The organism is Terracoccus sp. 273MFTsu3.1 (genome assembly GCF_000383675.1).
GTDB lineage: Bacteria > Actinomycetota > Actinomycetes > Actinomycetales > Dermatophilaceae > Terrabacter.
Genome location: NZ_KB911821.1, coordinates 647,989 through 671,742 on the forward strand (window position 1 = coordinate 647,989; position 23,754 = coordinate 671,742).

At 71.4% G+C, this 23,754-nt stretch carries 23 protein-coding genes; 6 read left to right on the forward strand and 17 right to left on the reverse strand.

The window, feature by feature from the left end:
* Nucleotides 1-29: 29 nt before the first annotated feature.
* The 4 genes from H283_RS0108615 to H283_RS0108630 all read right to left on the reverse strand — a co-directional run bounded on the left by H283_RS0108615 (nt 30) and on the right by H283_RS0108630 (nt 3,695).
* The gene (locus tag H283_RS0108615; RefSeq protein ID WP_020143117.1) at nt 30-1,685 is read right to left on the reverse strand and encodes a S1C family serine protease; all 1,656 of its coding nucleotides are present in this window, start codon (nt 1,683-1,685) and stop codon (nt 30-32) included.
* The gene (locus H283_RS0108620) at nt 1,682-2,404 is read right to left on the reverse strand and encodes a hypothetical protein (protein ID WP_028785437.1); all 723 of its coding nucleotides are present in this window, start codon (nt 2,402-2,404) and stop codon (nt 1,682-1,684) included. The genes H283_RS0108615 and H283_RS0108620 overlap by 4 nt, the downstream gene beginning before the upstream one ends.
* A gap of 18 nt (nt 2,405-2,422) precedes the next feature.
* Nucleotides 2,423-3,070, reverse strand: coding sequence for an RNA polymerase sigma factor SigE (sigE, locus tag H283_RS0108625; protein WP_156023056.1), 648 nt, complete (start codon nt 3,068-3,070; stop codon nt 2,423-2,425).
* A 166-nt stretch (nt 3,071-3,236) separates the two neighbouring features.
* On the reverse strand, nt 3,237-3,695 hold the full coding sequence (locus tag H283_RS0108630) for a hypothetical protein (RefSeq protein WP_020143119.1): 459 nt from the start codon (nt 3,693-3,695) through the stop codon (nt 3,237-3,239).
* A 72-nt stretch (nt 3,696-3,767) separates the two neighbouring features.
* Between H283_RS0108630 and H283_RS0108635 the strand changes: the two genes are divergently transcribed.
* Nucleotides 3,768-4,391 (forward strand): O-methyltransferase, encoded by a 624-nt coding sequence (locus H283_RS0108635; RefSeq protein WP_028785438.1) that lies wholly within the window; start codon nt 3,768-3,770, stop codon nt 4,389-4,391.
* A 115-nt stretch (nt 4,392-4,506) separates the two neighbouring features.
* Here the strand turns inward: H283_RS0108635 and H283_RS27150 are convergent, their stop codons facing one another.
* Nucleotides 4,507-4,680, reverse strand: a complete 174-nt coding sequence (locus H283_RS27150) for a DUF3117 domain-containing protein (RefSeq protein ID WP_013493416.1) — start codon at nt 4,678-4,680, stop codon at nt 4,507-4,509.
* A gap of 152 nt (nt 4,681-4,832) precedes the next feature.
* Here H283_RS27150 and H283_RS0108645 point away from each other — a divergent pair, with 152 nt between their 5' ends.
* Together H283_RS0108645 and H283_RS0108650 are read left to right on the forward strand one after the other, a co-directional pair.
* Nucleotides 4,833-5,654: an enoyl-CoA hydratase/isomerase family protein gene (locus H283_RS0108645; RefSeq protein ID WP_020143122.1), complete on the forward strand. Its 822-nt coding sequence runs from the start codon at nt 4,833-4,835 to the stop codon at nt 5,652-5,654.
* Between the two features lie 222 nt (nt 5,655-5,876).
* Nucleotides 5,877-6,869: a hypothetical protein gene (locus H283_RS0108650; RefSeq protein WP_020143123.1), complete on the forward strand. Its 993-nt coding sequence runs from the start codon at nt 5,877-5,879 to the stop codon at nt 6,867-6,869.
* A gap of 156 nt (nt 6,870-7,025) precedes the next feature.
* On the opposite strand, the gene H283_RS0108655 is transcribed toward H283_RS0108650, so the two are convergent.
* Genes H283_RS0108655 through dapE form a run of 4 tightly spaced genes read right to left on the reverse strand, consistent with a single transcriptional unit; the run spans nt 7,026 to nt 10,615 of the window.
* Entirely contained in the window at nt 7,026-8,240 is a 1,215-nt protein-coding gene (locus H283_RS0108655; protein ID WP_020143124.1) for a hypothetical protein, read from the reverse strand.
* A complete protein-coding gene (locus H283_RS0108660; protein WP_020143125.1) occupies nt 8,237-8,698 on the reverse strand; it encodes a hypothetical protein in 462 nt (153 codons plus the stop codon). The genes H283_RS0108655 and H283_RS0108660 overlap by 4 nt, the downstream gene beginning before the upstream one ends.
* On the reverse strand, nt 8,695-9,468 hold the full coding sequence (locus H283_RS0108665) for a TIGR00730 family Rossman fold protein (RefSeq protein WP_020143126.1): 774 nt from the start codon (nt 9,466-9,468) through the stop codon (nt 8,695-8,697). Before H283_RS0108665 ends, H283_RS0108660 begins: the two co-directional genes overlap by 4 nt.
* A 22-nt stretch (nt 9,469-9,490) precedes the next feature.
* A complete protein-coding gene (gene dapE, locus H283_RS0108670; RefSeq protein ID WP_020143127.1) occupies nt 9,491-10,615 on the reverse strand; it encodes a succinyl-diaminopimelate desuccinylase in 1,125 nt (374 codons plus the stop codon).
* A gap of 125 nt (nt 10,616-10,740) precedes the next feature.
* On the opposite strand from dapE, the gene dapD reads away from it, so the two are divergent.
* Both dapD and H283_RS0108680 read left to right on the forward strand, forming a co-directional pair.
* The gene (dapD, locus tag H283_RS0108675) at nt 10,741-11,673 is read left to right on the forward strand and encodes a 2,3,4,5-tetrahydropyridine-2,6-dicarboxylate N-succinyltransferase (RefSeq protein ID WP_020143128.1); all 933 of its coding nucleotides are present in this window, start codon (nt 10,741-10,743) and stop codon (nt 11,671-11,673) included.
* A 51-nt stretch (nt 11,674-11,724) separates the two neighbouring features.
* A complete protein-coding gene (locus H283_RS0108680) occupies nt 11,725-12,597 on the forward strand; it encodes a hypothetical protein (protein WP_051103568.1) in 873 nt (290 codons plus the stop codon).
* 73 nt (nt 12,598-12,670) lie between these two features.
* Here H283_RS0108680 and H283_RS0108685 read toward each other — a convergent pair whose 3' ends face one another.
* The 4 genes from H283_RS0108685 to fdxA all read right to left on the reverse strand — a co-directional run bounded on the left by H283_RS0108685 (nt 12,671) and on the right by fdxA (nt 15,998).
* The gene (locus H283_RS0108685) at nt 12,671-13,021 is read right to left on the reverse strand and encodes a hypothetical protein (RefSeq protein WP_020143130.1); all 351 of its coding nucleotides are present in this window, start codon (nt 13,019-13,021) and stop codon (nt 12,671-12,673) included.
* 72 nt (nt 13,022-13,093) lie between these two features.
* Complete coding sequence (locus tag H283_RS0108690; RefSeq protein ID WP_081633811.1) at nt 13,094-14,374, reverse strand: citrate synthase; 1,281 nt, start codon at nt 14,372-14,374, stop codon at nt 13,094-13,096.
* Between the two features lie 158 nt (nt 14,375-14,532).
* Entirely contained in the window at nt 14,533-15,675 is a 1,143-nt protein-coding gene (dapC, locus tag H283_RS0108695) for a succinyldiaminopimelate transaminase (protein WP_020143132.1), read from the reverse strand.
* A complete protein-coding gene (fdxA, locus tag H283_RS0108700) occupies nt 15,672-15,998 on the reverse strand; it encodes a ferredoxin (RefSeq protein ID WP_020143133.1) in 327 nt (108 codons plus the stop codon). The genes dapC and fdxA overlap by 4 nt, the downstream gene beginning before the upstream one ends.
* 64 nt (nt 15,999-16,062) lie before the next feature.
* Between fdxA and H283_RS0108705 the strand changes: the two genes are divergently transcribed.
* Nucleotides 16,063-17,193: a GNAT family N-acetyltransferase gene (locus tag H283_RS0108705; RefSeq protein ID WP_156023057.1), complete on the forward strand. Its 1,131-nt coding sequence runs from the start codon at nt 16,063-16,065 to the stop codon at nt 17,191-17,193.
* A 61-nt stretch (nt 17,194-17,254) separates the two neighbouring features.
* On the opposite strand, the gene H283_RS0108710 is transcribed toward H283_RS0108705, so the two are convergent.
* From H283_RS0108710 to typA, 4 genes are all read right to left on the reverse strand, one after another.
* A complete protein-coding gene (locus H283_RS0108710; protein WP_020143135.1) occupies nt 17,255-18,982 on the reverse strand; it encodes a VanW family protein in 1,728 nt (575 codons plus the stop codon).
* Between the two features lie 108 nt (nt 18,983-19,090).
* The gene (gene mshB / locus H283_RS0108715) at nt 19,091-20,023 is read right to left on the reverse strand and encodes an N-acetyl-1-D-myo-inositol-2-amino-2-deoxy-alpha-D-glucopyranoside deacetylase (RefSeq protein WP_020143136.1); all 933 of its coding nucleotides are present in this window, start codon (nt 20,021-20,023) and stop codon (nt 19,091-19,093) included.
* A gap of 33 nt (nt 20,024-20,056) precedes the next feature.
* Nucleotides 20,057-21,829 (reverse strand): ABC transporter substrate-binding protein, encoded by a 1,773-nt coding sequence (locus H283_RS0108720; protein ID WP_020143137.1) that lies wholly within the window; start codon nt 21,827-21,829, stop codon nt 20,057-20,059.
* A gap of 7 nt (nt 21,830-21,836) precedes the next feature.
* The gene (gene typA / locus H283_RS0108725; RefSeq protein WP_028785442.1) at nt 21,837-23,735 is read right to left on the reverse strand and encodes a translational GTPase TypA; all 1,899 of its coding nucleotides are present in this window, start codon (nt 23,733-23,735) and stop codon (nt 21,837-21,839) included.
* Between the last annotated feature and the right edge of the window lie 19 nt (nt 23,736-23,754).

The window sequence follows — 23,754 nt, forward strand, 5'->3', positions numbered from 1 at the left end:
TGCGCCATCCTACGGTGGCGACCGGGGAGCTAGTTGGCCGGATCCGCTTCGAGCGTCATCCGGAGCTCGAGCTCCTGGCCGCCGCGCTCGACCTTGAGCGTCACCGTGTCACCGATGGCCCGCGCGCGGATCGAGACGATGAGCTGGTCGTTGTTGCGGACCCGCTTGCCCTCGAAGCCGGTGATGACATCACCCGGCTTGACGCCGGCCTTGGCCGCCGGCCCGCCGGCCGTGACGGCGTTGGACTCGCCGCGGACCTTGGCCCCTTCACCGACGAAGGTTCGGTCGAGGTTCACCCCGATGACCGGGTGGGTGGCCTTGCCCGTCGCGATGAGCTGGTCGGCGGTGCGCCGGGCCTGGTCGCTCGGGATGGCGAAGCCGAGCCCGATGCTGCCGCCGGTGGAGCCGCTCGTCCCCGGCACGCGGGCGATGGCGCTGTTGACGCCGATGACCTTGCCCGTCATGTCGAGCAGCGGGCCGCCGGAGTTGCCGGGGTTGATCGCCGCGTCCGTCTGGATGGCGTTGATGTAGGAGGACTCCGTGCCATCTCCCGGCGTCACGGGGCGGTTGAGCGCGCTGACGATGCCCGTCGTGACGGTCTGGTCGAGGCCGAGCGGCGCACCGACCGCGATGACCTGGTCGCCGACGACGACCTTGTCGGACGCCCCGAGCGTCAGGGGCTTGAGGTCGGTGCGGTTGATCTTGAGCACGGCGAGGTCGTAGCTCGCATCGCGCCCGACGATCGTCGCCTTCTCGGTGTCGCCGTTGCTGAGGACGATCTCGATGTCGCCGTTGACGCCGGGCTCGACGACGTGGTTGTTCGTCAGGACGTGACCCTTGGCGTCGATGACGAAGCCGGATCCGGTCGCCGATCCCTCGCTGCCGGCGTCGACCTTGATGGTCACCACGCTCGGCAGGGCGACGGCGGCGATGTTGGCGACCGATCCCGCCGGTCGCTGCGTCGCGCCCGGTCCGGGCTCGGGCAGGGTCGTCCCGGCGAGGTTGATGCGGTCCTCGGCGACCTGGCTCGCGATGCCACCGATGACGCCGGAGAGCAGACAGAGGCCGACGACGGCAGCGACCACCTTGCCGCGGCCGCGGCGGGCGGACGTCGCCGGCGGGTCGGTGAGCGCGACGCCCCCGGGCGTCAGCGGCCCGCTCCCGAACGCAGGGTCGCCCCCCGCGGGTGCGTGGGGCACGGAGCCGAGGTATGCCGTCCCGCCAGCTGCCGCGGCGGCGCCGGCCACTCCCTCGCCCGGGTGGGTGGACCCACCGGGCCCGGTCGCAGACGGGTCGGGGGCGGGGGTCGGCGGGGCGTAGGCCGAGCGGTGAGCCTCCTCGGCGAGGGAGTCGGCACGGTCGCTGCCCCAGGCGGCATCCGCCCGTGCCGGGACACCTGCGCCCTCGGTCGGGTGCTCGGCTCCGAAGACGTCGAACCAGGCGTCGTCACCCGTGTCGGCGGGACGGGCGCCGGAAGCGCTGACCGGAGGCTGGGCCTCCGTCGCGGACGGGACGGGGGCCGTGGTCGTCGGCGACGCGGACGGGATGGCCCGGGTGTCGTGCAGGTCGATGATGCCGGTCTGCTCCACCTCCGGCTCGCCGGCGGTGCCGGGGGCCTGAGCGAGCTCGCGGGGCTCGGGAGCTGCCGTCGGATCGGGGTCCGGCGTCGTCGACTCGTCGCTCATGGCCCTGATTGTGCCGAACGGACGTTGGTGACCCGAACCGGGGCCACGAGAGCCGAGGTCGGGCCGACCGTCAGCGCCGCGGTGCGGGCCGACGTGCGGGTCGTGACGACCCAGTACGGGACGTTGCCGGAGCCGACGTCACCGAGACCCTGCACCTGACGCGTGACGGGCGTGATCCTGTTGCCGGGGAGCACGGCGCCGCCGAAGTTCACGGCACTGACGGGACCGGGCCCGAAGTTCGCGACGGGGCCGCGGACCGAAGGAGTGCGCGAGCCGGGCACCGGGGCGATCGCGAGCCCCCACGCGGCAGCGACCGACGCGCCGGCCGCGATCGAGGCCACCACCGCAGCACGCATCGGCGAGCGGTGCAGGGCAGGAGCGGTGGGACGGACGGTGGGCACGGGCTCGTAGGACGGCGTCGACGGCATACGGAAGCCGACGGGCGGCAGCGGGATGCGCGGGGCCCTGGTCTCTCGCGAGGGAGCGGGTGCGGGCTGGGGCTCGCCCGACGGAGCGGCACCGAGACCCATGAGGGAGGTGCGCAGGCTCATCGGGACGCCGGTGTCGGAGCGCAGCGACGCGACGATGCGTCGCTCCTGGTCGGCGGCGGCGCGGCAGACGGTGCAGCACACGAGGTGCTTGTCGTAGAGGTGCAGCATCGCCGGCGGCAGGGCGCGGTCGACGTAGGCGCGGACGTATCCCTTGAGGTGCGGCGTCACGACATCACCTCCGGCCCATCAGCGCGAGCTCGCCGCGACTCGGCGGCCGGGAAGGCGCAGGCCGGCGCGAGCGGCGCGCGACTCGGGCTTGGCAGGACGGGCGGCGGCGGCCACCTCGGGGGCGCGGTGCGCGAGCGCCTCGCGCAGCTGGGCGCGGCCACGGTGGATGCGCGAGCGGACGGTGCCGAGCTTGACGCCGAGCGTCGCGCTGATCTCCTCGTAGCTGAGGCCCTCGATGTCGCACAGGACGACGGCCGCGCGGAACTCCGGCGCCAGGGCGTCGAGCGCACGCTGCACGTCGTCGTCGAACCGGGCGTCGTGGTAGGTCTGCTCCGGCCCCTTCTCGGTGCTCGGGAGCCGACCGGCGGCGTCGTCGGGCAGGGCGTCGAAGCGGATGCGCTGCTTGCGACGCATCTTGTCGAGGAAGACGTTCGTCGTGATGCGGTGCAGCCAGCCCTCGAAGGTGCCCGGCTGGTAGGAGTGCAGCGACCGGAAGACGCGGACGAAGACGTCGTGCGTCAGGTCCTCGGCGTCGTGCGGGTTGCCCGTGAGGCGGTAGGCCAGGCGGTAGACGCGCGCCGAGTGCTGCTCGACGATCTCCTCCCACGTGGGAGGAGTCCACGTCGAGTCGGCCTGCTCCACCGAGGTGGGAGAGGTGGACGTCACGCTGGTGCTCACAGGGGGCTGGGCCTTTCACGGAGAGGGGTCAACGACAAGAACGCCGTCAGATCTCGTTTCGTTCCCGTCGATCGTCTCGGATTGCCCTGTCCGGCCGCCAGCCAGAACCTGTGGTTCTGCTGTGGACGGAGCCGTGGGGCAGTGGCCGGGCCGGTCAGCGGGACTGCTCGCTGCCGTCGTGCGGGACCGCCTCGTGGTGGGCCCGCCCGTGCGTGCGCCGGTCCTCCTTCATCTCGGCCTCGAAGAGGTGGCGCCGACCACCGACGAGGTCGTCGCGGGCCGTCTTCTCGAGTTCCTTGAAGGTCGCGTAGTAGCCGTCGTCGTACTCCTCGACGATCTGGAAGGTCCACCGTCCCTGCACGACGTTGCGCCCGACGAGCTCGGTCTGGAGCCGGTCGGCGAGCTCGGGGTGCCCGGCCTCGCGGAAGAGGTCGACGGCCTCGCCCAGGGCGAGGTCCGCCATCCCGGTGAGCCGGTGGAAGCCGTAGAGGTGTCCGCGGGCGTCCTCGACGACCTCGAGCGCCTCGGACAGCTTGCCGAGGGCCTCGACCGTGGCATCGTCGACGCCGTCCGGACGCAGGTGTTCCGCGGTCGGCCTGTCCTGTTCGTCCATGACCTGATCCTTACCCGCTTCAGTGCGACGGGGTGCCGAATCGGTCCGGCACGTCACAGTAGGGTGACGAACATGAGCACCCAGAAGGTCGCCGCATGGTCGCACGCCGAGGAGTTCGTCACCCCGAGCGAGCACGTCGAGGAGGCGACCCACCGCGGTGAGGAGCTCGGGGCGCCGGCCGTCGGCAACGGCGTCGGGGCCGTGCTCCAGATGCTTGCTGCCGCCACCGGGGCCAAGGCCGTCATGGAGATCGGCACCGGCGCAGGCGCCTCGGGTCTCTGGCTGCTCGGCGGGATGCCCGCCGACGGCATCCTCACGACGATCGACCTCGAGACCGAGCACCAGCGGGCCGCCCGCGACGCCTTCGCCGCAGCGGGCATCGCCCACCAGCGCACGCGTTGCATCGCCGGCCGCGCCCTCGAGGTGCTCCCCCGGATGACCGACGGCGCGTACGACCTCGTCGTCGTCGACGCCGACAAGGAGGAGTACCCCGACTACCTCACGCAGGCCACCCGCCTGCTGCGCTCCGGCGGCACCCTCGTCATGACGTGGACCGACAAGGAGTCCGACCCCGCCAACCGGGACGCCGAGACTCGGACCCTCCGCGAGGTCGGACGCACGATCCGCGAGCACGACCAGTTCACCGTGTCGCTGCTGCCGGTGGGCGAGGGCCTGCTCGTGGCCGTCAAGCGCTGAGGGCACGTATGCCGTCCGGCCGGACGGCATACGCCGTCCTTCGCCCGGGGCGGGCATGCGAAACGGCCCCCGACCGTGAGGTCAGGGGCCGTCGAACCTGGATCAGGCGGAAGGGTCAGTTGACGCCGTCACAACCCTGGATCGCGTCACGCAGAGCTGCAGCCTCGTCGGGGGTCATCTCGACGACGAGACGCCCGCCGCCCTCAAGGGGCATCCGCAGCACGATGCCGCGGCCCTCCTTGACGACCTCGAGCGGGCCATCGCCGGTCCTCGGCTTCATTGCTGCCATGGTTCCCCTTCCCTAGGAATCCTCGGTCTTTGGCCCCATTATTCCGTGTCTCGTTTGCGAGACCTAATTGGGGATGTGACAGAGGGCACGTCCGGGCCCTCCGGGGCTCGTCACGCTTCCGCCTCGGGACGGATTGGGACAGAGTGGCGCCCATGACGCAGACGTCCGACTCCCCCTCCACGCCCGCCCCCGAGCCCCTGCTCGTCGAGGTCGCCGACGGCATCGCCTGGCTCCGGCTCAACCGTCCGGACGCCATGAACAGCCTCGACAACGCCCTCAAGGACGCCCTCGTGGCGGCTCTCCGCGAGGTCGGCGAGGACCCCGCCGTGCGGTGCGTCGTGCTCACGGGGACCGGGCGGGCCTTCTGCGTCGGGCAGGACCTCAAGGAGCACGTCCGCAGCCTCGGCGACCCGACGTCGACGCTCGAGACGACGGTGACCGACCACTACAACCCGATCGTCATCGCGCTGTCGACGATGAACAAGCCCGTCGTCGCGGCCCTCAACGGGGTGGCGGCCGGGGCGGGGATGAGCTTCGCGCTGGCGTGCGACTTCCGGGTCGCCTCGGAGCAGGCCGGGCTCAACACGTCCTTCGCGGGCATCGCGCTCTCGTGCGACTCGGGGGCCTCGTGGACGCTGCCCCGCCTCGTCGGGCCGGCCCGCGCCAAGGAGCTGCTGCTCCTGCCGCGCACGGTGTCGGCGGCGGAGGCGCTGGCGATGGGGCTCGTCACGAAGGTCGTGCCCGCCGACGAGCTCGAGGCGACGGTGACGGAGCTGGCCCGGACGCTCGCCGACGGCCCGACGCTGGCCTACGGCTCGATCCGGCGGGCCGTCGCCTACTCGGCCGGCGCCGGCCTGCCCGCCGCCCTGGCCCACGAGGCCGAGCTGATGGCCCTCACCGGACGCAGCAGCGACCACCGGGCCGCCGTCGACGCCTTCCTCGCCAAGGAGAAGCCCACCTACACCGGCACCTGACCGACCGCAGACGCCGCGCGCGGACGCCGGTCCCCGCATGAACCTGCCCATGGTGCTGCAGCCGGTGTGGTGATCACCCCACGGAGTGCAGCACCATCCGCCACACCGTCCGCAGCCTGAACACGCATCGGGCCGTCCACATCTCCGGCAGCCCGGCACCGGCTCATCCACAGCCCGTTGTATCCGCTGGGACGAGCGGCATGGACGGGCCACGCTCGCTGCATGCATCTACCCGAACCGGCCCTGACTCTGGGTGCGCGTCAGATCGGCGTCCTGTCACGGGACCAGCTGCTCGCCGCAGGCGTCTCGCGCGAGACCCTGCGCTGGCGGATCGGACGCGACTGGCGTCTGCTGCTACCGGGCGTCTACGCCCTGCAGACGGGAATCCCGTCCACGCAGCAGCGCCTCGTGGCCGCGCAGCTCGTCGCTGGGGATGACTCGTGGTTGGCGGGCACCACCGCTGCGGCCTTGCACGGTCTGACGTCCTGCTCTCTGGGCGTTCCGATCCGGGTGCTGGTGCCCAGACCGCAGCGGTCGCGGCGAGTCGCCTGGGTCGACGTCCGCGCGACGTCCTTGCTCCGCGAACCGGTGGTCGAGCGTGGTCCGCTGCGCGTCGGCTGCCTGCCGAGGGCCGTCGTGGACGCGGCGTCCCAGATTCCCGACGAGAGGAACGCCCGGGCCCTCGTGATCGAGGCCGTGCAGCGCCGGTTCGTGAGGCTCGACGACCTCGAGCACTGGGTCGACGCCCGAGGACGTCGAGGATCGGTGCGGCTGCGGCGGTTGTTGGGCGAAGCCGCGGCCGGGGCATGGTCGGTCCCCGAGTCCGACCTGCTCTCGCTCATCCACACCTCCCTCAGCCTGCCCGAGCCGATGACCAACCCGCTCCTCACGGGCCCGGACGGCACGGCGCTGACCTCGCCTGACGTGTGGTTCGACGACGTAGGCATGGCAGTGCTCGTGCAGTCCCACGAATTCCACGCCAGCGGCCTCGACTGGGATGCGACGGTAGTGGCTGGTTCGGACCTGTCGGCGGCGCGAGTCGTCGTGGTCGGGGTGACACCAGCCGCTCTCGCCAGAGACCCGCGGGGGCAGCTGCATCGCATCGAGCACGCCCACGCCTCGGCCCGGCGCTCCGGCACCCGAGCGCCGGTCATCGCCGTTGCACGCCAGGCCGTCCCGTTCCCGGCAGCCGCCAGAGCACACCTTCCGACGTAGCCATAACGAGCGGGATGGTGCTGCCAGCGGTGGGGTGATCATCACACCGCATGCAGCACCATCTGCCGCACCACGTGGCTGTGCCGCGCACAACGCGCTCCACGGGTTGAGCCGGGCTGCGGATGTCACAGCCGGGGTCAACCGAACCGTCTCAGATCACGGCGGGTAGTCGCTCGGGGGGATGAAGCGCCACAGGATGTCGGTCCAGTAGTACTGGCCGACGATGCTGAGCACGAGGAGCGGGACGAAGCGCCACAACAGCCGCTTCCACGTGTTGCCGCGACGGTCGGCCCAACCTGCCCCGAGCAGGACGACGAGGAGCGGGAAGAGCGGGATGAGGTAGCGGAATATGCTCGTGAACGGGTCGAGCACCGCCGCGAGGTAGGCCGGGTAGGCCAGCGTCCACGTGCGCAGGTCGGCGCCGAGGTTGCGGGCCCACGGTCCGGCCACCATGGCGATGAGGACGAGCGGCACGACGACGAGCATCACCGGCCCCCACGTCTCGCCGAACGCATACTCCGACATGCCGACCCACGGCGTGAACGGCTCGACGGTGCCCGAGCCACGCCACGACGCCATCGTGTCGGTGTAGGCCGACGGCACCCCGGTGCGCCACCACGCGATGGCGGGCCACAGCAGCCCGGCGACGCCGCAGCCGACGAGGGAGGCGAGCATCGCGGCATACGTCCCGCGACTGATCGGGCGCTCGCGACGTGCCCGCCAGCGCAGGAAGACCACGACGAGCGTCACGAGTCCCAACGGTACGGCGATCGGCCTCGAGAGCCCGACGAGCAGGGCCACGGCGGTCGCGACGAGCCAGCGCTCCTTGGCCAGCGCGTAGAGGTAGCCGACGAGCAGCAGCATGGCGAGCGACTCGGTGTAGGCCAGCTGCAGTGTCACCGACGCGGGGAAGCTCGCCCACAGGGCGACGACGAGGTATGCCGCCGGGTCGCCGATGCGATCGCGCAGCAGCAGTCCCATGAGCACGGCCGCGCCGGCCCCGCAGAGGAGCGCGATCGTCGAGCCCACCGCTGGGAAGTCGAGCCCGGTCAGCGCCATGCCGGCGCGGGCCATGAACGGGAAGAGCGGGTAGAAGGCCCACGGGTTCTGCTGGACGGCGCCGCCCTCGCCGACGGGAAGCTCCGAGGGGTATCCGTGCTGGGCGATCGTCTGGTACCACTGGCCGTCCCATAGCGCGGTGAACGGGAAGTAGGACACGGGCACGTCGTCGCCGCCGGTCATGCCGGACGGGACCTGGTGCTGCATGACGAGCAGCAGGATCGTCGTCGTGACGACCCGGGCCAGCGCGTAGACCGCGAGCACCCAGGCGACGAAGACGCCGCGCGAACGCAGCAAGAGCACCTCGGTCATGTGGTGCGTTCGCGGCCGACCGTCGGATCGGACTGCTCCGCCGGATCGGGCGTCGGCTCGACCCCCTCCGTCGACGCCTCGGCGGGCTCGCCCTGCTCGACCGGCTCGCCCTGCTCGGCCGGCCCGGCGGGCTCGACCGCGTGCTCGGCGGGCTCGGCGGGCTCGGGCGCGGACTCGGCCGAGGTGTCCCCACGCAGCACGGCGATCTCCTCGTCCTTCTCGCGGAGCTCGCGCCTCAGCCGGTCGACGACCCCGTCGACCTGGCTCATCCGGTAGCCCCGGGCGCCCACGTCGAAGACGAGGTCGTCGAAGTCGGTGTCACGAATGGGCTCGTCCGGCAGGGGCTCGTGGCTCAGGCTCGTCGTGTTGCGGCCGAGACCGCCCCCGGCGAGCCCGAGGATGAGCGCGACGACGAAGCACAGGACGACGATCCCGACGAAGAGGATGAACCACTTCACGCGCGCCTCTCCTCGTACGTGCGGATCGCCTTGACGGCCTCGTCCGGGTCGTCCGTGAGGACGAGGCGCTTGAGGTCGGCCGGGCTGATCATGCCGTGGTCGAGCACCGTGTCGCGCAGCCAGTCGATGAGCCCCTGCCAGTACGCGACGCCCATGAGCACGATGGGGAACTCGGTGACCTTCTGCGTCTGCGCGAGGGTCAGTGCCTCGAAGAGCTCGTCGAGCGTGCCGAAGCCTCCCGGCAGCACGATGAAGCCGCGGGAGTACTTGAGGAACATGACCTTGCGGGCGAAGAAGTAGCGGAAGTTGATGCCGAGGTCGACGTACTCGTTGAGGCCCGTCTCGAAGGGCAGCTCGATGCCGAGCCCGACCGACGTCCCCTTCGCCTCGAAGGCGCCCTTGTTGGCCGCCTCCATCGCGCCCGGCCCACCGCCGGTGATGACGGCGTAGCCCGCTTCCGCCAGCAGGCGGCCCACCTCGACCCCGATGGCGTATGCCGGGTCGTCGGGTCGCGTGCGCGCCGAGCCGAACACCGCGGCCGCGGGGCCGAGCTCCGAGAGCGTGCCGAAACCCTCGACGAACTCGGACTGGATGCGCATGACACGCCACGGGTCGGCGTGCAGCCACTCGTTGGGCTGGTGCGCCTCGAGCAGTCGCTGGTCGGTCGTCGTCACGGGCACCTTGTGACGGCGCAGCGTCACCGGACCGGTCTGGCGCCGGTCCTCGTGCGGGCTCCCCGGGGTGACGGGTGCAGGCTGGTGGTCGGTCACAGCGCCACCCTATGCGGAGAGGTCAGCCGAGCCAGCGCAGCAGGGCGGCCTCGGCCTCGACGTACTGCTCGACCGGGCAGCGCTCGTCGTCCATGTGCGCGAGGTTGGGGTCACCCGGCCCGAAGTTGACGGCGGGGATGCCGAGCGCCGAGAAGCGCGCGACGTCGGTCCACCCCTCCTTCGGGTTGACGGGGACGCCGAGCGCATCGATGAACGCCTTGGCGGCGGGCAGCAGCAGACCGGGCCGGGCACCGTCGGCCGCGTCGCCGAGCGTCACGTCGAAGCCGTCGAAGACCTGGCGCACGTGGGCGAAGGCCTCCTCGGTGTTCTTGTCGGGCGCGTAGCGGTAGTTGACCGTGACGGTGCACCGGTCGGGGATGACGTTGCCGGCGATCCCGCCGCTGATCCCGACGGCCTGCAGGGCCTCGTGGTAGTCGAGCCCGTCCACGGTGATCGTCTCTGCCTCGTAGGCGGTCAGCCGCGAGAGCACGGCGGCGGCGTCGTGGATGGCGTTGTGGCCCTTCCACGGGCGGGCCGAGTGGGCGGCGACTCCCTTGGTGACGACCTCGGCGCGCAGGGTGCCCTTGCAGCCGCCCTCGATGGCGCCGTCGGTCGGCTCGAGCAGGACGGCGAAGTCGCCGGCCAGCAGCTCGGGCGAGGTGTCGGCGAGCCGAGCCAGACCGTTGTACGTGCCGTCGATCTCCTCGCACTCGTAGAAGAGGAAGGTCAGGTCGCGACTCGGCTCGGGCACCTGCGACGCGATGCGGAGCATGACCCCGACACCGCCCTTCATGTCGACGGTGCCCCGACCCCACAGCTCGCCGTCGACGCGGCGCGTGGGCAGGTTGGGCACGGCGGTGAGCGGCACGGTGTCGATGTGCCCGGCCAGCACGACTCGCTCCGAGCGACCGAGGGAGGTTCGGGCGACGACGGTGTTGCCGTCGCGGACGACCTCGAGGTGCGCGAGGGGCCGCAGGGCGGCCTCGATCGCGTCGGCGAGGGCCGCCTCGTCCTGGCTGACCGACTCGATGTCGCAGATCGCGGCCGTGAGCGTCGTGACGTCGGCGGACAGGTCGAGGGTGGCGGCGCGGGCCCCCGTCCCGGCGGGCACGGTGGTCGGTTCGGCGGACGGTGAGGTCGACGGCATACGCGAAGGTTATCCGGAGGCCACCTCGTCGCGGCGCCCCCGGGACCGTCCGACCGCCACCGTCCGGTGACCACGGTGCGGGTCCGTGTTCCACCGGTATGGGCCGTCCCCATATCCTTGCGGCCATGTCGGAGCGCAACGCATGGGGACACGGACTGACGACGACCACGGACGACGGGCAGGTGCTCGACACGTGGTTCCCGCAGCCGGCTCTCGGTGAGCGCCCGGCCGACGCGATGGTCCCTGAGGGCCTCGACGCCCTCGTCGGCGCCGACGAGGCGCGTCGCGTGCGCACCGAGGTGCGGCTCGTCGAGATCGACCTCGACGCTCCGCCGGCCGACGCGCCCGACGCCTACCTGCGTCTGCACCTGCTGTCGCACTGCCTCGTCCAGCCCAACACCATCAACCTCGACGGCGTCTTCGGCGCGCTGCCGAACATCGTCTGGACGAGCGCGGGTGCGTGCGCCGTCGACGGCTTCGAGGCGACGCGAATGCGGCTGCGGGCCCGAGGCCAGCACGTCGCCGTCTACGGCGTCGACAAGTTCCCGCGGATGACCGACTTCGTCGTGCCGCAGGGCGTGCGCATCGCCGACGCCGACCGGGTGCGTCTCGGCGCGCACCTCTCGGCGGGCACGACGGTCATGCACGAGGGCTTCTGCAACTTCAACGCCGGCACGCTCGGCACCTCGATGGTCGAGGGCCGCATCGTGCAGGGCGTCGTCGTCGGAGATGGGTCCGACATCGGCGCCGGTGCCTCGATCATGGGCACCCTGTCCGGTGGCGGGACGGAACGCGTCAGCATCGGCGAGCGTTGTCTGGTCGGAGCCAACGGCGGCATCGGCATCGCGCTCGGGGACGACTGCGTGGTCGAGGCCGGGCTCTACGTGACGGCGGGCACCAAGGTGACCCTGCCCGACGGCACCGTGGTCAAGGCCAAGGAGCTGTCGGGGTCGAGCAACATCCTGTTCATCCGCAACAGCGTGAGCGGTGCCGTCGAGGCCCGCGACCGCGCGGGGACGGGCATCACCCTCAACGCCGCACTGCACGCCAACGACTGACCGAGACCGACGCCACCGGTTCAGACCAGAGCCGGACCACCTGAGGACCCCATGCCGAAGAACCGACCGGGCCCGACCCTTGCCGACTCCAGGGGCCGCCCGCGCGCTCGTCGCCGCCCCCGCTGGGTGCCGATCCTGCTCGTGCTGGCGGTCGTCGGCACCGCCGGGTGGTTCGGCGCCCGCTTCCTCATCCAGAGCGTCGTCAACCCGCAGTGCACGATCAAGGCCGGCGGGATCACCGAGACGTTCGACCCCGACCAGACGGCCAACGCCGCCCTCGTCGCGGCGCTGTCGATCAAGCGCGAGATGCCACCGCGTGCGGCCACGATCGCGTTGACGACGGCGTTCCAGGAGTCGAAGATCCGCAACCTGCGCTACGGCGACCGCGACTCGCTCGGCCTCTTCCAGCAGCGGCCGAGCCAGGGCTGGGGCACGAAGGAGCAGATCCTCGACCCCGTCCACGCGACCAACGCGTTCTACGACGCCCTCGAGAAGTACCAGGGCTACGAGACCGCCGACATCACGAAGATCGCCCAGCGCGTCCAGAAGAGCGGCTTCCCCGAGGCCTACCGCGACCACGAGGGCCAGGGCCGGGTGCTCGCCTCGACCCTGACCGGACACTCCCCCGCCGGCCTGACGTGCCGGCTCGACGCGGTGAAGACCAGCCTCGGTCCGCAGCGCGTGGCTGCCGACCTGTCCGAGCAGATGGGCGTCACCTCGGTCCGAACCGGCGAGGGCCTGCTCACCGTGACGGCCCGCGACCGCACGACCGCCTGGGCCGTCGCGCAGTGGGCCGTGGCGCGCGCCGAGATCTACGGGGCGAGCACGGTCAGCATCGGCGACCGCACCTGGGACCGCGCGAAGGGCAACGACGGCTGGTCGACCGGCTCCGACGGCACGACGGTCACGATCACGCTCGGCTGAGCCCCACGGCATACGCACGCCCCGTGGTGAGCGGTGCGCGGGGCGCGGTCCGCCCCGGCGGGTGCGCCCGCGGTCAGCCGGACACGTGGTCGAGGTGCTGGAGCAGGTCGTGCGCGGCGAGCTCGACGTCCTTGTGCCGCCACTCGCTCGCCCGGTAGACACAGGCGATGAGCGCCGTGCGGTGCACCCGGCGGAAGTCGCCGACGACGAAGGCGTAGCGCGCCTTGGTGCCGTCGTTCGCGCCCTCGGTGAGGCCCAGGTGCCACGCGGCGTACTCGTCCCACGAGTGCCGCTCGAGGTAGGCGTTCTGCGCCTCTGCATCCGGCTGGACCTGGCCCCAGTCGCTGTCGAGGACGTACTGCCGCTTGTCGATGAGGTCGCGGCACCGGGCGACGGCCGCGTCGTTGACGAGGTACTTGGCCATCGCCCCATCATGCCGATGCCCCCGTCCCGGAAGGGGCGGGGGCATCGGGTGGATCTCGGTCGAGCCGGCGGGTCAGGCAGGGTAGCTGCGCTGGGCCTCACCGGTGTAGATCTGGCGCGGACGGCCGATCTTCGTCTCGGGGTCGGTCATCATCTCGCGCCACTGGGCGATCCAGCCCGGGAGACGGCCGATGGCGAAGAGCACCGTGAACATCTTCGACTCGAAGCCCATGGCCTTGTAGATGAGGCCGGTGTAGAAGTCGACGTTCGGGTAGAGCTTGCGCTCGACGAAGTAGTCGTCGGCCAGGGCGATCTCCTCGAGGCCCTTGGCGATCTCGAGGAGCGGGTCGTTCTGGCCGAGCTTCTCGAGGATGTCGTCCGCGGCCTTCTTGATGATCGCGGCGCGCGGGTCGTAGTTCTTGTAGACGCGGTGCCCGAAGCCCATGAGGCGGACACCGTCCTCCTTGTTCTTGACCTTCTCCATGAACTTCTTCGGGTCGTCGCCCGACTCGTGGAGCTTGCCGAGCATCTCGAGGACCGCCTGGTTGGCGCCGCCGTGGAGCGGGCCGGACAGGGCGTGGATGCCGGCCGAGACCGAGTTGAAGAGGTTCGCGTGGGCCGAGCCCACGAGGCGCACCGTCGACGTCGAGCAGTTCTGCTCGTGGTCGGCGTGCAGGATGAAGAGCAGGTCGAGGGCCTTGGCGACGGTCGGGTCGACCTCGTAGGGCTCGACGGGGTAGCCGAACGTCATCCGCAGGAAGTTCTCGACGAACGACAGCGAGTTGTCGGGGTACATGTACGGCTGGCCGACGCTCTTCTTGTGCGCCATGGCCGCGATGGTCGGCAGCTTGGCGAGGAGCCGGACGGTCGAGATCTCGACCTGCTCCTGGTCGAAGGGGTCGAGGCTGTCCTGGTAGAACGTGCCGAGCGCCGAGACGGCCGAGCTGAGCACGGGCATCGGGTGCGCGTCGCGCGGGAAGCCGTTGAAGAACGCGCGGAGGTCCTCGTGCAGCATCGTGTGCCGGCGGATCGAGTCCTCGAAGCGGGTCAGCTCCTCGGGCGTGGGCAGCTCGCCGTAGATGAGCAGGTAGGAGACCTCGACGAACGTGGACTTCTCGGCCAGCTCGGCGATGGGGTACCCGCGGTAGCGCAGGATGCCCTCGTCGCCGTCGATGTAGGTGATCGCGCTCTTGCACGACGCGGTGTTGACGAAGCCGACGTCATAGGTGACGAGGCCGGTCTCCTTCAGCAGGGACCCCACCCCGAGCCCGTCGTTGCCCTCGACGGCGTCGACTCCCGGGAACGTGAGTTCCTTGTCTGCGACCTTGAGTGTCGCGTCCACTGCCTTCGTCACTGTTCCTCGCCTCCTGTAACTCCGGCCCAACGGCGCCGGACGTATCCGCGAGCGACGTTACCCCAGCGTCGGGTCGGCTGAGAAAACAGGTCCACCCCATACCACCGCACGACCACGGGCCGGACGCGGGCCGGAACCGGGCCGGCGATGCCTGGGAGTCAGAGCCGGGAGCAGGCGGCGGCGATGCGTTCGTCGGTGGCCGTCAGCGCGATGCGCACGTGCTGGCTGCCGGCCGCGCCGTAGAACGCGCCCGGCGCGACGAGGATGCCGCGGTCGGCGAGATCGGAAACCGTTGTCCAGCAGTCCTCTTCGCGGGTGGCCCAGAGGTAGAGCCCGGCCTCCGAGTGGTCGACGCGCAGCCCCGCTCGGGTGACGGCCGCGAGCAGCAGCTCGCGACGGCGGGCGTATGCCGCCCGCTGCGTCTGCACGTGGGTGTCGTCGCGCAGGGCGACCGCCATGGCGTGCTGGACGGGTGTGGGCATGATCATGCCCGCGTGCTTGCGCACCTCGAGGATCGCGCCGATGAGCGCGGGGTCGCCCGCGACGAACGCGGCGCGGTAGCCGGCGAGGTTGGACTGCTTGGACAGGGAGTAGACGGCGAGCAGGCCTTCGTGGGAACCGCCGCAGACGTCCGGGTGGAGGATGCTCGGGGTCGCGGTGCCGACGTGGCCGTCGCGCCAGTCGAGCTCGGCGTAGCACTCGTCGCCGGCGACGACGACCCCGTGCTCCCGCGCCCACTCGACGACCTTGCGCAGGTGCGGGACCCCCAGCACCTGGCCGTTGGGGTTGCCGGGGCTGTTGAGCCACAACAGCTTCGGCGTCGTGGCCGCCGTGAGCGGGCCGAGGCTCGTCAGCGACTGGGCGACGACGCCCGTCGCGCCGGCGATGCGCGCGCCGATGTCGTAGGTCGGGTAGGCGACCGCGGGGATGCCGACGACGTCACCGGCGCGCAGGCCGAGCAGGGTGGGCAGCCAGGCCACGAGCTCCTTGCTGCCGATGGTCGGCAGGACGGCGTCGGCGGTCAGGCCGGGGACGCCGCGGCGACGCTCGAACCACTCGCAGATCGCGGCCCGGAGGTCGGCGGTGCCCACGGTCAGCGGGTAGCCCGGGGCGTCGGACGCCTCGGCGAGCGCCCGGCGCACGACCTGGGGGGTCGGGTCGACCGGCGTGCCGACCGACAGGTCGACGATGCCCTCCGGATGCGCGACCGCTCGCGCCTTGTAGGGCGCGAGCGAGTCCCACGGGAAGTCCGGGAGGTCGAGACCCCGCACGGGCGCGCTGGGCGCGCCGGGCGTGGTCACTCGTCGTGTTCCTGCGGCGGGAGCGCCTCGATGAGCGGGTGGTCCTTGTCGATGACGCCGAGCTTGGCGGCACCACCGGGGCTGCCGAGGTCGTTGAAGAACTCGACGTTGGCGTTGTAGTAGTCGGCCCACTGCTCGGGGACGTCGTCCTCGTAGTAGATCGCCTCGACGGGGCACACGGGCTCACAGGCGCCGCAGTCGACGCACTCGTCGGGGTGGATGTAGAGCGACCGCTTGCCCTCGTAGATGCAGTCGACCGGACACTCCTCGATGCAGGCACGGTCCTTGAGATCGACGCAAGGCTGGGCGATGACATAGGTCATGGGGAGCGGACCTCCTGCTGTGGAGCGTTCGGGAGCGGATGCTGCACGGCCTAGTATGCCGGACATGAACGGCGAGCCCACGCACGGCCCCACGGATGAGACCGACCCGGAGACGACGTCCTCGGAGGACACCACGACGGGCTCGGAGGCGGCGCCGCTCTCCCCCACCGCTGCCGCGGACACCCCCGGCCACCGCCTCACCGCGGGCCTGACGATCGGCAGCAGGGTCGTCGTGCGCTATCGGCTCGCCGAGGGCGCCGAGGCGGCCGCCACCGACTTCGTCGGTGAGCTCGTCGCCCGCAACGACGACTTCCTCATCGTCGACACGAAGACGGAGCGCGTGAAGCTGATCCGTGCGGACGTCGTGGCCGCCAAGGACGTGCCGCCCCCTGCCAGCCGCCCCGGCCCGCCGCACGAGCGGGTGTCGGCCGACGACCTCGAGAAGCTCATGGCCAAGGGCTGGCAGGCGCTCGACCGCGGGGGCATCGGCGACTGGGTCCTCCGCGCCTCCGACGGCTTCACGGGTCGGGCCAACTCGGCCCTCGTCGTGGGCGACCCGAGCCTGCCGGTCGACAAGGCGATCGACTTCGTCGAGAAGTGGTACGCCGAGCGCGACCGCCCGCCGATCTTCCAGGTCCACGGCGAGCGCGGGTTCGCGGTCGACGGGATCCCCACTGCCGCAGCCCTGCTCGAGCGCGGCTATGCGGTCGGTGGCGGCCGCGACGACTGGCAGCGGGTGCTCGTCATGACGGGTCCGTCCGCCGCCGTCCCGCCCCTCACCGAGGAGTCGGTGCCGGTCACCGCCGACGCGGAGCTCAAGCTCGACTGGCTCATGAGCTACGCCGAGCAGCGCACCGTCGTGCCGGGAGCGACCGAGGCGGTCCTCACGGGCAGCGACGGGCAGCTCTTCCTCTCGGTCACCGACCCCGAGTCGAAGCGGATCATCGCCTTGGCGCGCATGGCGATCCACCCGGGGTGGGCCGGCATCTTCGGGCTCTGGGTGCATCCCGACCACCGCCGCAAGGGCCTGGCCACGACCATCGTCTCGGCGATCGCCATGGTCGCCCGCGAGAACAACATGCCGGCGATCTACCTGCAGGTCTCGGCCGACAACGCCGACGGCGTCGCGTTCTGGGAGCGTCTCGGGTTCGGCGTGCACCACGAGTACACCTACCTCGCCCGTCCGACCGCCTGAGGACCTCAGGACCTGAGGAACGAGGCGCACGCGACGAAGCACCGTCGCGGCCCCATGTCGGTCACGGCGGCGTGGCGGCGGGGTTCGTGCAGATGATGTGGTCCTCGGGCACGTAGTGGGTGCTGACCGGCTCGCTCCGGACGAGGGCGGCCGAACCCGGTCGGCGCCACTCGCGGGTCACGGTGACGTCGAATCCCGGGTTGGGCTGCTGCGGGTAGCACTTCAGGCTGTCGGTGCGAATCGTCTTGGGGGGCACGACGTTTCGCCGCGGCCCCTTGACCGACGTGATGTCCCACGTCTTCGTGCTCCACACCCGTCCGTGGACGAAGCCGCCCTCGACCCAGGTCTGCAGGAGCATCCCGTAGGGGGTGTCGTTCTTCCACTTGTTGTCGATCGTCGGCCAGTAGACGGTGGCCTCACGGCCCTCCGGGTAGCGCGGGATGAAGAACGCGTGCGGGCTGAACTGGAGGAAGTCCACGCCGGCGAAGTAGGCCAGGTTGTAGACGACGGTGGACACCTGGCTGATGCCACCCCCGGTGCCGCGCGTCAGCCGGCCGTCGATGATGACGGTGCCGTCGGCATACCCCTTGTCCTCCGTGCGCTCGCCGAGGATCCCGTTGAGGCTGAAGGTCCCCCCGGGCGGCACGTAGGTGCCGTTGATGCGCTTCGTCGCGACGACGAGGTTGTTGGTGCGCGTCGCGTCGTTCGTCGGGAAGGGTGAGCGGAAGTCGACCACGAGGGTGGTGACCCCGGCCTTCTGGGCGTCCTCGGTGGTGAAGGGTGGCTGGGCGACCGCGGCCCGCACGTCCACCGTGCGCTCGGTGCCGGAGATGGCGGCGACGACCTGCCGGGCGACCGCGTCCTCGTCGAAGGTCAGCCCGTCGACGGAGGGCACGAGGCGCGGCTTGCCGTTGTTCGGCTCGAAGACCCAGCGGGCGCTGCTCGCCGTTCGGCTCGGCACCGTCACCTTGCCGGCGACGAGCCGGGCGAGGCCGGGCTCGTCGAAGCGCGGCGTGAGGCCGCCCGACCCGTCCGGCACGACCGAGACCATCGGGGCGTACTCGGCCGGGGAGAGCAGCACGCGTGTCGCGCCGGACACGAGCGTGAGCGGCCGGGACATCGCCGTGCTGCCGAACTGCGAGCCGACCTGCTGGACGACGTCCGCACTCACGGCGGGCGGCACCTCGCGCACCACTGCCGTGGCCTGGGTGGAGTCGGGGAAGGCGCGGCGCAACGCGAGCTTCGTCGCGGCCACGTCGAGCGTGCTGCCCGGGGCCGGCATGTCGACGGACACGGCGCCGTCAGGGAAGGACACTCGGCCCTCCACGGGGGCGACGGCCAGTCCGGGCGCGAGCCGGTCGAGGTAGGCCGTGAGGGCCTCGTCGTCCGCGGTGGTGAGCAGCGGTGTCCGGACCGACCCCGTGAGCTTGTCCCACACGACCCGCGGGTCGAGCGTGAACCCGGTGAGCCCCTCGAGGGAGCGGTCCGCGTCGACGGTGAGTCCGGCGTCACGCGGCACGACCTCGATCGGCGCGGGACGGCCCGGCACGCTGAGGACGATGGGCGTGTCGAGGAGCGACCGCGAGCCCCTCGCGATGGCGGCGCGGGCGGACTCGGGCGTCATCCCGCCGACCCGGATGCCCCCCACCGACACGGATGCCGGGACGTGCTGCGAGGACCACACGCAGAGGCCGGCATAGCCGCCACCGAGGACGATCGTGGCCACGAGCAGGCGCAGCACGGTCGAGCGCCGCTCGCGGCGCGTGTCGTCGGACCAGTCGTGGGCCATCGGTTCTCCGGGCAGGGGACATCGTGTGGCACGAAGGTAACGCTGCGGCTGCCCGATTTCGGCGAAGCACCGCGAGGTGTCGGCCCCGTGACGAGATCGTTGCCGTCGTCAGGCGAGCAGACCGGCCTCGCCGACCTCGACGGGTCCACCCACGGTCTCCCACGTCAGCGGGTCGACGCGCCGGAAGCCCTCACGGGCCGTCGTCCGCACGGCGACGAGGTTGGACAGGGCGTGCACGTCCGCGCTCGCGACGACGACCTGGGTCGCGTGCTCCTGCAGCGCGTCGCTCTGGACCGTGCGGGCGGCCTCGTCGACCACGGCGTGCGTGAGGCGGTCGTCGTCGACGACCGACGGTGGGAACGCGTCGTCGGCCGCCGGCACGACGAGCCGCGGCGGCGCGGGCGGCTCCGGCCCGAGGTCCTGACGGCTCCACCACGTGGTGGTGTCGAGCAGGACGGGGTCGGCGGCGGCCAACCACGCGCGGTCCTCGCGCGCCCAGCCGAGGGGCGTGAGGATCTCGTACACGCGCGTCGGCCGGTCGTCGGCCTCGAGGAGCTCGAGGGCGCGGCGCGTGACCCGGTGGGTCTGGACGTGGTCGGGGTGGCCGTAGCCGCCGTGCTCGTCGTAGGTGACGACGACGTCGGGGCGCAGCTCGCGCACGAGCTCGGCGACGAGACCGCCGGCCACGTCGAGGTCCGCTGCGGCGAAGGCCTCGGGGCGAGCCGCCGCCGGGGAGCCGACCATGCCGGAGTCGCGGTAGCGCGAGAGACGTCCGGCTGCCTCGTCGGCCCCCAGGACGTGCATGACGGCCCCGATCCGGTCGAGAGCGCGCGTCAGCTCACCGTGGCGGTACGGTCCGAGCCGGTCGTCGGGATCACCCTCGAGCTCGGCGAGCCCCGGGGGGATGACCTCGCCCTCCTCACCCAGGGTGCACGTCAGCACGTGCACCTCGTCGCCGCGGGCGACGTGGTGGGCCATCGCGATGCCGCACGTCAGCGTCTCGTCGTCGGGGTGGGCGTGGACGAAGAGCAGTCGGGGCACGGGGGTCCTCTCGAAGCGTCGGTGCTCGGCGAGTCAGCGCACGGACACGGTGGCGAGGTCGACGATGCCGCCGACGCTGTGGTCCTCGTAGGTCTTGACGCCCGCGCCGTGCAGGTAGAGGGCCTTCGTCGCCGACAGCGCGATGTAGCCGCCCTCGTCGCGGATCGACCGGTCGGCCTGCTCCCACACCTTGGCCCGTGCCGCGGGGTCGGCTGTGGCGTCGGCCTGGTCGATGAGCGCGTTGACGGCGTCGCTGCTGAAGTAGCCGACGTCCTGGCCCGGACCCGACGAGTCGATGTTGATCCGGGGGTCGAAGAGCGCCGGCAGCACCCCTCCGGCGGACGGCCAGTCGGGGGTCCACACGCCGCGGAAGACGTCGTAGGAGTCGACCGACGTCGGCTTCTCGATCGTCTCGTAGTACTCCTCGGGCGGCACGCCCGTGAGCTGCACCTTGAAGCCCGCGCGCTCCCACCCGGCGGCGAGGGCGGCATACGCCTTGTCGCCGAGCACCGAGCGGGCGTAGACGACGCGCAGCGGGACGGGCAGCTTGACCCCGGACTTCTCGAGCAGCTTCCGGGCGCCCTCGGGGTCGCCCTCCACGCCGAGGCCGGGCGGCGGCGTCACGGACTCGGGGTCGACCGTCGGCGACAGGACCGACCACGTCGGCGTGCCCGCCCCCTCGCCACCGGTCGCCGTCACGTACGTGGCGCGGTTCGTCGACAGGGACAGCGCCTTGCGCACGGCCGGGTCGGACATGACCTTGCTGCGCATGTTGACGGCGAGGTAGTCGACGTTGCCGGTGTAGGGGAACGTGAGCCGCGTCTGGAGGTCGGTGCCGGCCTGGTTGCGCAGGGTGGGGCTCGCCTGGACCCACGACACGGCGTACGTGTCGTCGTCCTGCTGGTTGAGCAGCCGCTGGATGACCGTCGACTCCCCCAGCCCGGACGTCACGTGGATCTCGTCGGGGTAGGCCTGCCGGATCGGGTCGGTGCGGGCGTCCCAGTGCTCGTTGCGCACGAAGGTGCCGCCCTTGCCGACGACCCACGGCTCCTTGAGCCGGTACGGGCCGCTCGACATGACGGCATACGACGCCTTGTCGCTCGTGGTGTCGGCCGCGACCTTGCGCGGCGCGAACTCGGGCAGCGCCACGATGTGCGCGAAGTCGGGCTCGGCGTCGCGCAGCCGGAAGGTGATGGTGCGGCCCTTGCACGACACGGCGCGGTCGAAGTCGGCCTGGTGGGACGTGTCGGACGGCCCGGCGTAGACGGGCTTCTCGAGCCCCTCGGGCGTCACCTTCGTCGGCATCGCGAGCAGGTAGCTCGCGTAGTTGGTGCCGCCGACGTGCGTGCGCCGGTCGAAGGTGCGGGCGACGCCGTGGCGCACGTCGTCGCACGTGATCGGCGAGCCGTCCTGCCAGGTCAGCCCCTCGCGCAGGGTGAAGGACCACGTGCGCGCCCCGTCGCTCGGGGTCCCGGTGTCGGTGGCGAGGTCGGCCTCGATGTCGCGCTGGTGCTCACCCGTGCCGTATGCCGTCAGGCCGCGGGCGAAGGTGCGCTGGGCGAAGAACGCCTCGGGCCCGACGTACATCAGCTGCGGGTCCCACGTCGCGATGGTGCCCGAGACGAGGACCTGCAGCGTGCCGCCCGGCTCGGGGTGCCCCGTCGCTGCCGACGGGGCGGCCCCCAGTGCCTCCTGGGTGTTCGTCGGGTCGCTCGACCCGGTGCACGCCGCGGCGCCCGCTGCCAGGACGGCAGCGACGACCGCGACGGCCGACGACCTCCTCAGCCCGCGCACCACGTTGCGCACGGCTCGGTCAGCCCTCGGCCTTCGCCGCCGAACGCGCCCGTGACGCGGTTCGGGCGCGCTCGCCGGCGTCGAGGACGACCTTGCGGATGCGAACCGACTCGGGCGTGACCTCGACGCACTCGTCCTCGCGGCAGAACTCGAGGCTCTGCTCGAGGCTCAGCTTGCGCGGCGGGACGATCTTCTCGAAGTTGTCCGAGGAGGAGGCGCGCACGTTGGTGAGCTTCTTCTCCTTGGTGATGTTGACGTCCATGTCGTCGGCGCGGGAGTTCTCGCCGACGATCATGCCCTCGTAGACCTCGGTCGTCGGGTCGACGAAGAGCGTGCCGCGCTCCTGGAGGTTGACCATGGCGTAGGAGGTGACGACGCCCTTGCGGTCGGAGACCAGCGAACCGCTCGTGCGGGTCGTGATGGTGCCGAACCACGGCTCGTAGTCCTCGAAGACGTGGTGGGCGATGCCCGTGCCGCGCGTCTCGGTGAGGAACTCGGTGCGGAAGCCGATGAGGCCACGGCTGGGCACGAGGAACTCCATGCGGATCCAGCCGGTCCCGTGGTTGGTCATCTGCTCCATGCGGCCCTTGCGAGCGGCCATGATCTGCGTGATGGCGCCGAGGAACTCCTCGGGGGTGTCGATGGTGAGGCGCTCGACGGGCTCGTGGACCTTGCCGTCGACCTCGCGCGTGACGACCTGCGGCTTGCCGACGGTCAGCTCGTAGCCCTCGCGGCGCATCTGCTCGACGAGGATGGCGAGCGCGAGCTCACCACGGCCCTGGACCTCCCAGGCGTCGGGGCGCTCGGTGTTGAGGATGCGCAGCGAGACGTTGCCGATGAGCTCCTTGTCGAGGCGGTCCTTGACCATGCGGGCCGTGACCTTCGAGCCGCGGACCTGGCCGACCATCGGGCTCGTGTTCGTGCCGATGGTCATCGAGATGGCCGGCTCGTCGACCGTGATGAGCGGCAGCGGGATCGGGTTCTCGGCATCGGCGAGCGTCTCGCCGATCGTGATTTCGGGGATGCCGGCGACGGCGATGATGTCGCCGGGGCCGGCGCTCTCGGCGGGCTTGCGCTCGAGGGCCTCGGTCATGAGCAGCTCGGTGATCTTGACGCGCTGCTGCGAGCCGTCGTGGCGGCACCACATGACCTGCTGGCCCTTCTTGATCGTGCCGTTGAAGACACGGAGCAGGGCGAGGCGGCCGAGGAAGTTGGAGGCGTCGAGGTTGGTCACGTGCGCCTGCAGGGGCGCCTCGTCGTCGTACGTCGGCGCCGGGATCGTCTGGAGGATGGTCTCGAAGAGGGCCTCGAGGTCCTCGCCCTCCGGCAGGCCACCGTTGTCGGGGCGCTCCAGGGAGGCGCGGCCGGCCTTGGCCGACGCGTAGACGATCGGGAAGTCGATCTGCTCCTCCGTCGCGTCGAGGTCGAGGAAGAGCTCGTAGGCCTCGTCGACGACCTCGGCGATGCGCGAGTCGGGACGGTCGACCTTGTTGATGCACAGGATGACCGGCATCTTGGCGGCGAGCGCCTTGCGCAGCACGAAGCGCGTCTGGGGCAGCGGGCCCTCGGACGCGTCGACGAGCAGGACGACGCCGTCGACCATGGACAGGCCGCGCTCGACCTCACCACCGAAGTCGGCGTGGCCGGGGGTGTCGATGATGTTGATGGTGACGCCGTCGTTCAGGCCGCGGTCCTGGGCGGCCTTGCCCGTGTAGTGCACCGCGGTGTTCTTCGCGAGGATCGTGATGCCCTTCTCGCGCTCGAGGTCGCCGGAGTCCATCGCGCGCTCGTCGACGTGCTGGTGCTCGCCGAACGCGCCGGACTGCCAGAGCATCTTGTCGACGAGGGTGGTCTTGCCGTGGTCGACGTGGGCGACGATGGCGACGTTGCGGATGTCCGCGCGGGTCTTCATGGGCATGAGGGACAGTCTCTCAGGG